The organism is Agromyces sp. NPDC052230 (assembly GCF_040679595.1).
Taxonomy (GTDB): Bacteria; Actinomycetota; Actinomycetes; order Actinomycetales; family Microbacteriaceae; genus Agromyces.
The window spans coordinates 940937-953333 of sequence record NZ_JBFAVC010000001.1; the positions used below are offsets into that span (position 1 = coordinate 940937).

The 12397-nt window shown below is 69.1% G+C and carries 14 protein-coding genes; 6 read left to right on the forward strand and 8 right to left on the reverse strand.

Going from position 1 to position 12397, the window contains the following annotated elements; genetic code table 11:
* Positions 1 to 40: 40 nt before the first annotated feature.
* From AB0K73_RS04660 to AB0K73_RS04670, 3 genes are all read right to left on the reverse strand, one after another.
* A complete protein-coding gene (locus AB0K73_RS04660) occupies positions 41 to 772 on the reverse strand; it encodes a DUF4097 family beta strand repeat-containing protein (RefSeq protein WP_360510365.1) in 732 nt (243 codons plus the stop codon).
* A gap of 67 nt (positions 773 to 839) precedes the next feature.
* On the reverse strand, positions 840 to 1676 hold the full coding sequence (locus tag AB0K73_RS04665) for an alpha/beta hydrolase (RefSeq protein WP_360510364.1): 837 nt from the start codon (positions 1674 to 1676) through the stop codon (positions 840 to 842).
* A gap of 210 nt (positions 1677 to 1886) precedes the next feature.
* Positions 1887 to 2891 carry a hypothetical protein gene (locus tag AB0K73_RS04670; protein ID WP_360510362.1) on the reverse strand — a complete coding sequence of 335 codons (1005 nt, stop codon included), beginning with the start codon at positions 2889 to 2891 and terminating at the stop codon, positions 1887 to 1889.
* A 228-nt stretch (positions 2892 to 3119) separates the two neighbouring features.
* Here AB0K73_RS04670 and AB0K73_RS04675 point away from each other — a divergent pair, with 228 nt between their 5' ends.
* Together AB0K73_RS04675 and AB0K73_RS04680 are read left to right on the forward strand one after the other, a co-directional pair.
* The gene (locus AB0K73_RS04675; RefSeq protein ID WP_360510360.1) at positions 3120 to 4331 is read left to right on the forward strand and encodes a zinc-binding dehydrogenase; all 1212 of its coding nucleotides are present in this window, start codon (positions 3120 to 3122) and stop codon (positions 4329 to 4331) included.
* Positions 4309 to 5106: an IclR family transcriptional regulator gene (locus tag AB0K73_RS04680; protein ID WP_360510358.1), complete on the forward strand. Its 798-nt coding sequence runs from the start codon at positions 4309 to 4311 to the stop codon at positions 5104 to 5106. The genes AB0K73_RS04675 and AB0K73_RS04680 overlap by 23 nt, the downstream gene beginning before the upstream one ends.
* 18 nt (positions 5107 to 5124) lie before the next feature.
* Here AB0K73_RS04680 and AB0K73_RS04685 read toward each other — a convergent pair whose 3' ends face one another.
* Complete coding sequence (locus AB0K73_RS04685; RefSeq protein ID WP_360510356.1) at positions 5125 to 6105, reverse strand: aldo/keto reductase; 981 nt, start codon at positions 6103 to 6105, stop codon at positions 5125 to 5127.
* Between the two features lie 201 nt (positions 6106 to 6306).
* On the opposite strand from AB0K73_RS04685, the gene AB0K73_RS04690 reads away from it, so the two are divergent.
* A complete protein-coding gene (locus AB0K73_RS04690) occupies positions 6307 to 6609 on the forward strand; it encodes an antibiotic biosynthesis monooxygenase (protein WP_360510354.1) in 303 nt (100 codons plus the stop codon).
* 95 nt (positions 6610 to 6704) lie between these two features.
* Positions 6705 to 7247 carry a nitroreductase family protein gene (locus AB0K73_RS04695; protein WP_360510352.1) on the forward strand — a complete coding sequence of 181 codons (543 nt, stop codon included), beginning with the start codon at positions 6705 to 6707 and terminating at the stop codon, positions 7245 to 7247.
* Here AB0K73_RS04695 and AB0K73_RS04700 read toward each other — a convergent pair.
* Entirely contained in the window at positions 7217 to 7474 is a 258-nt protein-coding gene (locus AB0K73_RS04700; RefSeq protein ID WP_364774902.1) for a DUF1697 domain-containing protein, read from the reverse strand. The two genes, AB0K73_RS04695 and AB0K73_RS04700, sit on opposite strands and share 31 nt — an antisense overlap.
* Before the next feature lie 46 nt (positions 7475 to 7520).
* Here AB0K73_RS04700 and AB0K73_RS04705 point away from each other — a divergent pair, with 46 nt between their 5' ends.
* Positions 7521 to 8948 carry an FAD-binding oxidoreductase gene (locus AB0K73_RS04705; protein ID WP_360510348.1) on the forward strand — a complete coding sequence of 476 codons (1428 nt, stop codon included), beginning with the start codon at positions 7521 to 7523 and terminating at the stop codon, positions 8946 to 8948.
* 14 nt (positions 8949 to 8962) lie between these two features.
* On the opposite strand, the gene AB0K73_RS04710 is transcribed toward AB0K73_RS04705, so the two are convergent.
* The 3 genes from AB0K73_RS04710 to AB0K73_RS04720 form a co-directional block, all read right to left on the reverse strand.
* Positions 8963 to 10189 carry an RNA polymerase sigma factor gene (locus AB0K73_RS04710; RefSeq protein ID WP_360510346.1) on the reverse strand — a complete coding sequence of 409 codons (1227 nt, stop codon included), beginning with the start codon at positions 10187 to 10189 and terminating at the stop codon, positions 8963 to 8965.
* Positions 10186 to 10521 carry a YciI family protein gene (locus tag AB0K73_RS04715; RefSeq protein ID WP_360510344.1) on the reverse strand — a complete coding sequence of 112 codons (336 nt, stop codon included), beginning with the start codon at positions 10519 to 10521 and terminating at the stop codon, positions 10186 to 10188. Before AB0K73_RS04715 ends, AB0K73_RS04710 begins: the two co-directional genes overlap by 4 nt.
* Positions 10522 to 10627: 106 nt before the next feature.
* Positions 10628 to 11065 (reverse strand): VOC family protein, encoded by a 438-nt coding sequence (locus AB0K73_RS04720; protein WP_360510342.1) that lies wholly within the window; start codon positions 11063 to 11065, stop codon positions 10628 to 10630.
* A gap of 101 nt (positions 11066 to 11166) precedes the next feature.
* On the opposite strand from AB0K73_RS04720, the gene dinB reads away from it, so the two are divergent.
* Positions 11167 to 12363: a DNA polymerase IV gene (gene dinB, locus AB0K73_RS04725; RefSeq protein ID WP_360511245.1), complete on the forward strand. Its 1197-nt coding sequence runs from the start codon at positions 11167 to 11169 to the stop codon at positions 12361 to 12363.
* Positions 12364 to 12397: the final 34 nt, after the last annotated feature.

Below are 12397 nucleotides of genomic sequence, written 5' to 3' on the forward strand. Positions count from 1 at the left end.
AGCGGATGCCGCGGCATCCGCTCGCTTTCCCCTCGCCCGGTCAGCCGGTGACGGTGATGGACCCGTTCGACGTGCGCAGATCCAGTTCGAACTCGCCGTCGGGGTCATTGGCGACGCCGATGTCCTCCGAGCCGTTCGACGTCTCGGCGGTCACCCGGTAGGTCCCATCGGGCACGCTGACCTCGATCGCGCCGTTCGAGGTGCGCGCCTCGACGTCCTGGGCCTCGCCCAGCTCGAGCTCGATGCCGCCGTTCGACGTGCGCGCCCGCACGCCGTCGCCGTTGAGGTCGCGGCCGATGATGCGACCGTTGCTCGTTTCGGCGTCGACCCTGCCCGCGACATCCTCGAGCTCGATCCGGCCGTTCGATGTGCGCACGTCGACCTCGCCGACGCCGGTCAGTTCGATCGCGCCGTTCGCGGCGGTGCCGCCCACGTCGAGGCCCATCGGCGCCTCGATCGTGTAGTCGACCGAGCAGAACCGGCCGCAATTGCCGAGTTCGAGCGTGTCGCCGTCGACGTCGTGCGTCTCGCCGATGTCGCGGTTGCCCATGTACGACACCGTGCGTTCGACGGTGATGTCGGTCGCGCCCTCGCTGCCGGTCACCGTCACGCTGCCGGTCGCGTCGTCGAGCTCGATCACCGCGATGTCCTCGGTCACGGTGAAGTCGTCGGTGAAGCGCTGCGGCGGGCCGATGAAGTTGCATGCGGCCAAGCCGGCGACGGTCATCGCCGTCACCGCGGCCCCGACCGCGACCCGAACGAACCTGTTCATGAGATCCCCCTTGCGACGTTCGACCTTAGGCACGCCACCGCGACGTCGACATGGACGAAGGTCCCGTCTACTTCGCCTTCGCGATGAACCCGAGCAGCGCGGCATTCACCTCGTCGGCGTGCGTCCACAGCATTCCGTGCGGTGCGCCCTCGATCTCGACGTATTCCGCGTCGGGCAGCCGCTTGCGGAACTCGCGCGCGGTCACGTCGATCGGGAGGATCCGGTCGGCGGTGCCGTGCAGGATCAGCGCCGGCACGTCGATCTTCTCGATGTCGGCGCGGAAGTCCGTGAGCCACGTGTCGACGACCGCGGCAGCGGCGTGCCATGAGGCCCGGGTGGCGACGTTCCAGCTGCCCCGCACGGCCTCCTCGCTGATGCGGGAACCGAGGTTCTCGTCGAGGTTGTAGAAGTTCTCGAAGAACCCGGTGAACCACGCGAACCGGTCGTTCACCGCCTGCGCGGTGAGGTCGTCGAAGTCGGGCGCGGCGCCGCCGGGGTTGTCGTCGGTCTTCCGCAGGTACGGCTCGAGCGAGCCCAGGAATGCGGCCTTCGCGACCCGGTCGCTGCCATGGCTGGCGAGGTACCGGCCGACCTCGCCGGTGCCCATCGAGAAGCCCACGAGCACGACGTCCTGCAGGTCGAGCGTGTCGAGCAGGGTCTTCAGGTCGGCGGCGAACGTGTCGTAGTCGTAGCCGGTCGTGGGCTTGCCGGATGCCCCGAACCCGCGACGGTCGTACGTGATCACGCGGTACCCGGCCTCGAGGAGCGCCCGCGACTGCTTCTCCCACGAGTCCCCGTCGAGCGGGTAGCCGTGGATCAGCACGACCGGCTGGCCCTGGCCGTGGTCCTCGTAGTAGAGCTCGATAGGAGCGGAGTTCTCGGTTCCGACGGTGATGTACGGCATGGGCGTCCTCACTGTTCGATGACGGATGTCTCGATGACGGATGTCACGATGACGGATGTCGTTGCGACAGCTCGCGCCGTCGTCGCCAGTCCATCACCTGCCGGCCGAAGCACACAAGGGCGGCACTCAGGCGGCCATCGCCGGGCCGCGGCTGCCGGTGCTCACACCGCGGACCTGAAGGTCCTGGGGGAAACAGGGCCTGGACTGCGCTCAGCGGCATACTGACGACAACGAAGCCGACGTTGCGCCGTGATGCTCGCTTGGGCAGCGCGCACGCGTTGCCGACCAGTACTGCCACGTGGCGATGGCGAGGGCAGCGCCCCACGCGAGAAAGCTGACGTAGACGAGCGTGAAGACCCAGGCTCGAAGGATGCCGCTGTCGACGTCGACCACGCCCAGTGCAGCGCCCCCCAGCATGACGGCGCCCGCGGTGCCGATCGGCAGGAGCATGGTCGAAGCCACGATTCCGATGATCACCAACGCGGATCGCGGGATCCAGTGCCGCGGCCGTGCCAGCATGATCGCCGCCGCCACCACTCCAAGGACGCCCAGCGCAACGGAATCACCGAATCCAGGGGTGGTCAACGTGACACTCGAGAAGTAGTCGGGATCGGCAAGCCCGACACTCGAACCGGTCGACCACGAGAGCTTGAGCCAGAGGTAGGGGAGGGGAGCGACGATCGCGACGACGCCGGTCACCCGGAGCAATCGGAGCCGAGCCGGCGGTGGCCCGGCATCCGCTCTGCCGCACCACGAGCAGACTCCTCGGAATCTGCGTCGCGCGACCACCGCAACCCGGAATGCAAGCACGCCGACACCCAGGACGAGCACGTTGCGACTCAGTGCGAGCCAGGGCGGGGAGACTTCGAAGAGCGCGTCACCGCCGGTGACCGCCGCGATCGTCGCGGAGATCACGACGAAGAGGTCGTGAGGCAGACGCGGAAGACTCGACAGCACGAGGAGCGCGACGGCAGCCGCCCAGAGCGTCGATGATGCTCGATGCGCCCAACCGGAGAGCGTGACGGCAGCAATCCCAAGGACCGCCGCGATGAGGGTGGTCCACCACGGCAGTACGGGCATCTCCGACACCTCAGGTGCACCGACGACGTGTACCGCGGCGTCGGCCGCGACGGTGAAAACGAGCACCGCCGGCATCCGGTCGAGGATCCGGCGTTCGATGCGAGGGAGCATCCCGGCCACTTGCGAATACCCCATGGGAGCGGTTCCTCTCTGTCGCGCGGCTCCGGCACCGGATCGCGTGGGCGTGAGCACTCGTGCAACCAGTGCTCCCATCAACACACCATGTCGTGCTGTCGGGTACATCCCCCGGATGGGCGACCCTGCCGGAATCGACGTGGTGCTCCGGTGGGGGCAACGCAGCACACAGCGCGGCGTGGTTTTCATCGGGTGAACGGGCGGATTGACAGAGGCACAGGATGCCGGATGCTGGACCCAGTGCCGTTCGACGACGAAAGGACCACCATGCCGACCTCCGCGAGCGAGCTTCCGCGCACGATGCGCGCCGCCGTCCTCCACGACGAGGAACCGCGACTTCGGGTCATCGACATCGACGTGCCGGTGCCCAGGCAGGGAGAGGCGCTCATCAGGGTCATCGCCTGCGGGGTCTGCCACACCGACCTGCACGTGGTGAAGGGGGAGGTCGCCTTTCCGCGGCCGGCCGTGCTCGGCCACGAGATCAGCGGCACCATCGTGAGCTTCGGTCCGGGCACCGACGTGCCCGAGGCCCTCGAGGTCGGCGCAACGGTCGTGGGGGCGTTCATCATGCCGTGCACCGAGTGCGACGCCTGCCGGCGCGGGCGTGACGACCTGTGCGCGAACTTCTTCGCGCAGAACCGGCTGCGCGGCACGCTCTACGACGGCACGAGTCGCCTGAGCATGCCCGACGGCGGCTTCCTTGCGATGTACTCGATGGGCGGACTCGCCGAGTACTCGGTCGTGCCCGTCTCGGCGCTCGCCCCGCTCTCGGAGGCGACGGATGCCACGTCCGCATGCATCGCGGGGTGCGCAGGGCTGACGTCCTACGGCGCGGTGAAGCGCGCGGGCCACGTCGAGGCGGGCGACTCCGTCGTGGTGGTCGGCGTCGGAGGCGTCGGCTCGAGCATCGTGCAGATGGCCGCCGCGGTGGGCGCGACCCGCATCGTCGCGGTCGACATCGCCGACGAGAAGCTCGAACGCGCGCGACAGCTCGGCGCGACGGACACCGTCAACTCCCGCGAGGTCGACCCGGTCGACGCGGTGCGAGGCATCCTCGAGGGCGGCGCGGATGTCGCATTCGAGGCGCTCGGGCGCCCCGATACGTTCGTGCAGGCGTCGCGCATGCTGGCCGACGGCGGACGCATGGTCGCGGTCGGCATCGCCGCGGGTGCAGCCACTGCGCCGATCGAGATCACCCCGCTGGTGCGGCGCGGATACACCATCACCGGTTCGTTCGGCGGGCGGACCCGCTCCGACCTTCCGGCCGTCGTCGACCTCGTCGAGTCGGGCGCGTTCGACGCCGAGGGTCTGATCACCCGCCGTTACTCCCTGGAACAGGTCGACGACGCCTACCAGGCGCTCGCCCGTGGCGAGATCACGGGCCGCGCCATCATCGTGATGGAGGATGATGGGATGCGTGACGACGGAGCCCACCGATGACGTTCCCGATGGAGGCGCACCTCGATCGGTGATCGACCGAGCCTTCGCCATCCTCGGAACGTTCCAGGGCGGCCGCGTGCGGCAGTCGCTCTCCGACATCAGCCGGCGCACGGGGCTTCCGATCGCGACCTGCTACCGCATCGTGCAGCGCCTCGTGGAGTGGGGAGCCCTCGAGCGCGATGGCGAGGGACGATACCGCGTGGGCCTGCGGCTCTGGGAGCTCGCGTCGCTCGCGCCGCGCTCCGTCGGGCTTCAGCGACTGGCCCGGCCGTACATGCAGGACCTCTACGAGACCACCGGGTACGCGTCGCACCTCGCGATCCGCGAGGGTCTGGAGCTCGTGTCGATCGAGCGGTTCCAGAGTCCTCGGCGCTCGGTGCGGCGTCCGCTCGTCGGCGCGCGCTACCCGTTGCACGCCACCGCGATCGGCCAGGTGCTGCTCGCGCACGCGCCGCCCGAGGTCCAGGAGGAGGTGCTCTCGGGCGACCTCGAGGCCTTCACACCGCGCACGTACACCGACCGCGACACGCTCGAACGACTGCTCAGGGACATCCGTCACATCGGCTACGCGGTGAGCGACCGTCAGGTCGACAACGTGCACATCGGCGTGGCGGCCCCGGTGCGCGACGCGAACCACACGGTGATCGCGGCGATCTCGCTCGCGCTCACCGAGAAGGACGTCGACGGCAAGAACATGATCCACCTGGTGCGCGTTACAGCGGCGTCGATCTCGCGGACGCTCGAGGCCGCCGGCTATGTGGAGCAGACCGACTGACGCCTCGACTCGCCGGCGTCAGGCGAAGCCCTCGGGGTTGCGCGGCCGGTAGGGCGCCTCGAGTCGCTCGACCTCCTCGGCGCTGAGCTCCAGATCGAGGGCCGCGACCGCATCCTGCAGGTGCTCGGGCTTGGTCGCGCCGATGATCGGCGCCGTCACGGCGGGCTTCGCGAAGTGCCACGCGAGCGCGACCCGCGCGCGGGAGACGTCGCGCTCGGTCGCGATCTCGCCGACGGCTGCCGCGATGGCCCGGTCGGACTCCTCGTCCTGCCGGTAGAGGTTGGCGCCCGTCGCGTCGAGCTCGAGTCGCGGACTCGGCGCCCCGTACTCACGCGAGAGCCGCCCGCGCGCGAGCGGGCTCCACGGGATGACGCCGACGCCCTGGTCGACGCAGAACGGATGCATCTCGCGCTCCTCCTCGCGCATGAGGAGGTTGTACTGGTCCTGCATCGAGACGAAGCGCGTCCAGCCGTGGAGGTCGGCGACGTACTGCATCTTCGCGAACTGCCAGGCGTGCATCGAGGATGCACCGAGGTAGCGCACCTTCCCCGAGGCGACCACGTCGTGCAACGCCTGCATCGTCTCCTCGACGGGAGTGCGATGGTCGAGGCGGTGGATCTGGTACAGGTCGATGTAGTCTGTGCCGAGCCGCCGCAGCGAGTCGTCGACCTGCGTCATGATGGCCCCGCGTGAGAGGCCGGTAGCGTTCGGCCCCTTGCCCATCGGCATGCCGAGCTTCGTGGCGATCACGACCTCGTCGCGGCGGGTGAACTCGCGGATCAGCTGCCCGGTGATCTCCTCGCTGGAGCCCAGCGAGTACACGTTCGCCGTGTCGAAGACCGTGATGCCCGCTTCGACCGCCGCCCGGAAGAAGGGGCGCGAATCATCGAGCCCGAGCGACCAGCCGTGCGCGCCGCGGTCGGGCTCGCCGTATGACATGCAGCCGAGGATGATGCGCGAGATCCGCAGGCCGCTCGCGCCGAGGGTGGTGTATCGCATTGCAGGCTCCTGGTCGGCGTGGCGCCCCGTCGTTGGGCGCGCCCTCGAGGTGGGGGCGCCTGCGATGGTGGCAGACGGCTGAACCGCCGTCCAGCAGCTTTCCACTGTGCGGCGTATGGGGGACGCGTTGCGTTCGCCTGGGGTAGTGTCCGATGGCGCGGATCACGAGGACCTTCGGATGCCGCGCACGAAGGAGGCAACGTGGCACACATCGCGATCGTCGAGTTCCGCATGGATCCCGCACGCCTGGATGAAGCGCACGCCGTGGTGGCGGACCTGCTCGAGGACACGCGGTCATTCCCCGGATTCGAGCGCCTCGAATGGCTCGTGAACCGTGACGACCCAGCCCACTGGACCCTCTACGAGACCTGGGAGTCGTGGGAGGCGGAGCAGGCCTACCGCGACTTCCGCGCGGGGGAGGGCGCCGTGCCCGGCCTCGCCGAGCTCCTTGCCGCACGGCCCACCCTCGTGCGGTACGAGTCGCACGCGTCCTACGAGGCCTGACCCGCGAACCGAGCGGACGCTGACGCCGAGCACGGGCGCGGAATGAACCGCGTCGCAGGTCGGTTGCCACCAGTGTGACCGACGGCGCCCATGTCATGCCCCACGCGTTCACCCTTGATCGCTACAGCCCCGTCCGATTCGACGCGGGGCACAGCTTGTCGAGTGGAGAGGTCGACCTTCTCCTCGAGTCGGCACGCCGCGCGCCATCGGCCGGCAATTCGCAGCCGTGGTCGTTCGTCGTGGGCCGGCGCGGCGACCGGGTGCACCAGCGGCTCCGACGTCACCTCGCCCGAAGCGCGGCGAGATGGGCACCCGACGCCAGTGTGCTCGTCGCGAATCTCGCACACCGCTTCGTCGAAGACAGCGACATGGAGTACTCCGAGTTCGCGCACTACGACCTCGGGCAGGCGGTCGCCCACATGACGTTCCAGGCTCACACGATGGGGCTCTTCGTGCACCAGTTCCGCGCGTTCGATCGCGACGGGGTCTCCCATGAGTTCCAGATCCCCGCGCATTGGGAGGTGACCAGCATGGCGGCCATCGGCATGCCGGTGGAGGGATCACGGGACATGCAGGGAGCCGGCACGGGCGACGAGCGGTTCCCGCTTCAGGACATCACGTGGGAGCGCGCCGGATAGGGCAGCAGTTCAGGCCTCGTCGACCCGCAGCTCCTCGGAGCCGTGCCCGGTGGGCGCGGATGGGACCGTCGCATGAAGCTCGTCTCGTGATCGAACCAGCGTGGGGATCGGGATATCGAAGCACTGCTGAAGCATCCGTTCGGGTGCTGCATGCGGATCGGACTCCTGCCGCCGACGTTGATTCCGCGCAGTAGCGCTACGTGGGTGGCCATACGGCACGATGGCATGGACGACTGACATCGGATGTCGCGTGACCCATGGAGGAGGACCTCGATGGCACTTCAGCACGCACTGGGCGATCTCCGCGGAAGCCTCGATGGTGAGGCGCTGGCGCCGGGCGCTCCAGGCTTCGCCGACGCGACCCGCACCTTCAACGGCCGCCACCGCGAGGTACAGCCCGCGATCATCGTGCGGTGCGCCTCCAATCGCGACGTCGCCACTGCGCTCGCCTTCGCCCGGCAGCACGGCATGCCCGTCGCGATCCGAAGCGGCGGACACAGCTTCGCCGCACTGTCGACGACCACTGGAATCGTCGTCGACACCGGCCCCATGGACGGCATCACCATCACCGGCAACCGAGTCATCGTGGGCGCCGGAGTCCAGCTCGGTCAGCTCTACGACGCCCTGGCTCCCCATGGCCTGACCATTCCCGGCGGCACCTGCCCGACGGTCGGGATCGCCGGGCTCACCCTCGGCGGCGGGCTCGGCATCCTGGGTCGCAGTTGGGGTGTCACGAGCGACCGCCTCATCCGGGCCGAGGCCGTTCTCGCGGACGGCACCCTCGTAACCTGCGACGCGAACCAGCATCCCGACCTGTTCTGGGCGCTGCGGGGCGGCGGCACCGCCGGCCTCGCCGTCGTCACCACCCTCACCTTCGAAGCGGTGCCGGCCCCCGGCCACGCGGTCACGTTCCATGCCCGCTGGCCCATCGCCGCCGCCTCGAACGTCATCGCCGCCTGGCAACGGTGGGCACCCGACGAACCCGACGCCCTTGCCGCCAGCCTGAAAGTGACCGTACCCGCCGTCGAGGAGCCGCGGGTCGACCTGTACGCCACCTGGTTCGGCGACCCCGGCGATGGCGTGCGTCGGATGCACCGGTTCACTCGACAACTCGGCGAGGCGGGTGCCGCAGCCGCCGACGTTGCAAGCATGGAGACGGACGCTCGCGGCGCAAGGCGGTTCTGGGCCGATCTCGGCCAAGCCACTGCCGATACCGGAGCCGGCGGTGAGAGCGAGCCTGGTGCCGAGGCGACCCAAGAGCTCCTGTACTCGACGTCGCAGTACTTCGACGGCCCCATGTCGCCTCGCACCACGGATCGGCTTCTCGAGGTGGTGGCCACGGAGCGGCGACACGAGCACGCCCGTGAACTCGACTTCATGCCGTGGGGCGGCGCCTACAACCGCACCGCCGACGCCGACAGCGCGTTCGTCCACCGGCACGCCGCCTTCCTCCTCAAACTCACCACCACCCTTCCGTTGCGCGCACCCTCCGATGCACGGGATGCCGCGTCGGAACACCTCAAGCGGATGGCCGACGCCACACGACCTTCGAGCACCGGCCGGGCGTTCCAGAACTTCGCCGATTCCGACCAGCTTCGCCACGCCGAGGCGTTCTACGGGACCAACCTGCAACGGCTGCGAGACATCCGGGCGCACTACGACCCTGGCGGTCTGCTCTCGCAGGGGCACTCGCTCGACTGAATCGGTTTCGGCAACTACCGCAACTGGTCGCGGCGGCGGGTCAGGTAGGCGGACTCGCCGGTGTTGCCCGCAAGCTCGATGGCGTTGTCGTACGCCGCGCGCGACTCATGGCTGCGGCCCAGCCGCCGCAACAGGTCGGCGCGGGTCGCGTGGTAGGCGTGGTATCCGGCCAACCTGTCGGCGAGTCGTTCGACGGTAGCCAGTGCCACGTCGGGGCCGTCGATCTCGGCGACGGCGATGGCCCGGTTGAGGGCGACGATCGGAGACGGGTCGAGGCGGACGAGCTGGTCGTAGAGTGCGACGACCTGTGACCAGTCGGTGTCGCGGATGTCGCGGGCGGAGGTGTGCACGGCATTGATCGCCGCGAGGAGCTGGTAGCGGCCGGGGGCCTCTCGGGTGGCCAGCCGCTCACGTACCAACTGATGGCCCTCGGCGATGAGTGCAGCATCCCAGGCGCCGCGGTCCTGCTCGTCGAGGCTGACGAGTTCGCCGTTCACCGAGACCCGGGCGGTGCGACGGGCCTCGCTGAGGAGCATCAGCGCGAGAAGCCCGGTCACCTCGCCGTCCTCGGGCATGAGGGCATGGATCAGGCGGGTGAGCCGGATCGCCTCGGCAGTCAGGTCGTGACGTACGGGATCGGTATCGGGACCGGTCGCGAGGTAGCCCTCGTTGAACACGAGGTAGAGGACGGCGAGAACCCCGGAGACACGAGGTGGAAGATCTCCCGCCGATGGCACCCGATAGGGGATGCCGGCTGCCTTGATCTTCGCCTTGGCGCGGGTGATGCGTTGCCCGATGGTGCTCTCCTGCACGAGGAAGGCACGGGCGATCTCGGGCACGGTGAGGCCGCCGACCAAGCGGAGGGTCAGCGCTACCCGGGCCTCGATCGCGAGCGCCGGGTGGCAACAGGTGAAGATCAGCCGAAGCCGGTCGTCGTCGATGGCACCGAGCGGCTCTGGTGGATCATGGTCGGACAACATGAGCGCCTCCCGCTGCTTGTCGCCACGCTTGTGCTCGCGCCGGATCCGATCGATGGCCTTGCGGTTCGCCGTCGTGGTCAGCCACGCACCGGGGTTCGGGGGAAGACCGTCGGTGGGCCACCGCTCGACGGCGATCGCGAACGCCTCGGCCGCCGCCTCCTCCGCGACGTCGAGGTCGCCGAAACGCCTCGTCAGGGAGGCGACCACGCGCGCCCACTCCTCGCGGTATGTCCGGGTGATCACATTCCGGATGTCGCTCACTCGCCCACATCCACGAACGGCCGCACCTCGACCTTCCGGTTGCAGGCTTTGGATCCTGCGGCGGCGAGCTCGAGCGCCACGTCGAGGTCGGGTGCCTCGATGATCCAGAACCCGGCGAGGTACTCCTTGGACTCGATGAAGGGCCCGTCGGTGAAGATCGCCTGATCGTCCCGGTTGTCGATGACGGTGGCCGTGTCGGGAAACCCGAGACCGCCGGCGAAGACCCAGTGGCCCTCTGATTGCAGCCGGTCGTTGAACGCGTCGATGGCGGCCATCTCGTTCGAGGGAGCGAGTTCGAGCCTGTCGTGAATCACGGAAACCAGGTACTGCATGTCGGATCATCTCCTGCTGGTTGCGGGGCGCCCACGGTGGTCGCCGCTCATACCTTCCACGAACACCATTGCCAGAATCCGACAGAGCGGGTGCGAGATCTTTCCGTCAGGTCTTCTTGAGTTCCTCTGCGAACATCACGATGATGCCGCTGGGCCCGCGGACATATGTGAGCTTGTAGACGTCCTCATAGGTGGCCACACCGCGTAGCGGTCGGCAGCCGTGCCTGGCCGCGATCTCGAGGGCTTCGTCGATGTCGTCCACTGAGAACGCGACGCGGTGCATGCCGATCTCGTTGGGACGGGTGGGTTCCGTCTCGATCGCTTCGGGGTGGATGTACTCGAAGAGCTCGAGGCGCCCGTGCCCGTCCGGTGTCTGGAGCATCGCGATCCTGGCGTGGTTGCCGTCGAGGCCGACGGCGGTGTCGGTCCACTCGCCACTGACCGTGTCGCGGCCGAGGACGCTGAGCCCGAGGTCCGTGAAGAAGGCGATCGTTGATTCGAGATCGCGAACGGCGATCCCGACGTTCTCGAGTTTGATGGCCATGCGTTGCACGCTACCGAGCCGGGTCGATGAGTTCCAGAGGCGCATCCGTGTCCCCGGTGCATGCGACGATCCGCATGACGGACGATCGGTGGGAGGGCGGGATGCGGGGCGAGGCGACCGTGTTGCACGCGGATCTCGACGCGTTCTACGCCTCGGTCGAGCAGCGTGACGCGCCCGAGCTGCGCGGCCGGCCGGTCATCGTCGGCGGTGGTGTCGTGCTGGCGGCGAGTTACGAGGCGAAGGCCCGCGGGGTGCGCACCGCGATGGGCGGCCGGCAGGCGCGCGACCTGTGCCCCGACGCCGTGGTCGTCTCGCCACGGATGGACGCGTACTCGGAGGCCAGTCGGGCCGTGTTCGCGATCTTCCGCGATACGACGCCGCTCGTGGAGGGGCTTTCCATCGACGAGGCGTTTCTGGAGGTCGGGGGTCTCCGACGCATCGCGGGCACGCCCGAGCAGATCGCGGTGCGACTGCGTGAGCGGGTTCGTGCGGAGGTCGGGTTGGCCATCTCGGTCGGGATCGCGCGGACCAAGTTCCTCGCGAAGGTCGCCAGCGCGGTCAGCAAGCCCGACGGGCTGCTGGTGGTCGAGCCCGAGCGGGAGCAGGCGTTCCTGCTCCCGCTGCCAGTGGAACGGTTGTGGGGAGTCGGTGCCGTGACCGCCGAGAAGCTGCACCGGCTCGGCATCACGACCGTCGGGCAATTGGCCGAGCTCGAAGCCGCGACCGCGGAGAGGCTGCTCGGCAAGGCGACCGGCACGCATCTGCACGCGCTGGCCCGGCTACGGGACCCACGTCCGGTCGACACCACGCACCGCCGCGGCTCCATCGGCTCTCAGCGCGCGCTCGGCACCCGCCCGCGCCCAGCCGACGAACTGGACCTCATCCTCACCCAGATCGTCGATCGGCTCGCCCGCCGCCTCCGCGATCGGGACCGGGTGTGCCGCACGGTCGTGCTGCGTCTTCGCTACGGCGACTTCGCAAAGGCCACCCGATCGCGCACCCTCCGCTCGGCGACCGACCGCACCGCCGTGATCCTCACCGTCGCGCGAGGGCTGCTCGCCGGCGCGCAGCCCGAGATCGCCGAGCGCGGGATCACCCTGATCGGCATCTCGCTGTCGCAACTGGCGCGTGCCGACAGCATCCAGCCGGAGCTGCCGATCGACTGGGACGACGGGGTGCGCCTCGACACGGTGCTCGACGCGGTACGCGATCGCTTCGGCGCGGCGTCCGTCGCGCGAGCTGCGCAGCTCGGTCGTGATCCGGGCTGGTCGCCGCCGCTGTTGCCAGAACACGAGTGAACCCGACGGAACGATGCCGCGTCGTCTTGGCGGC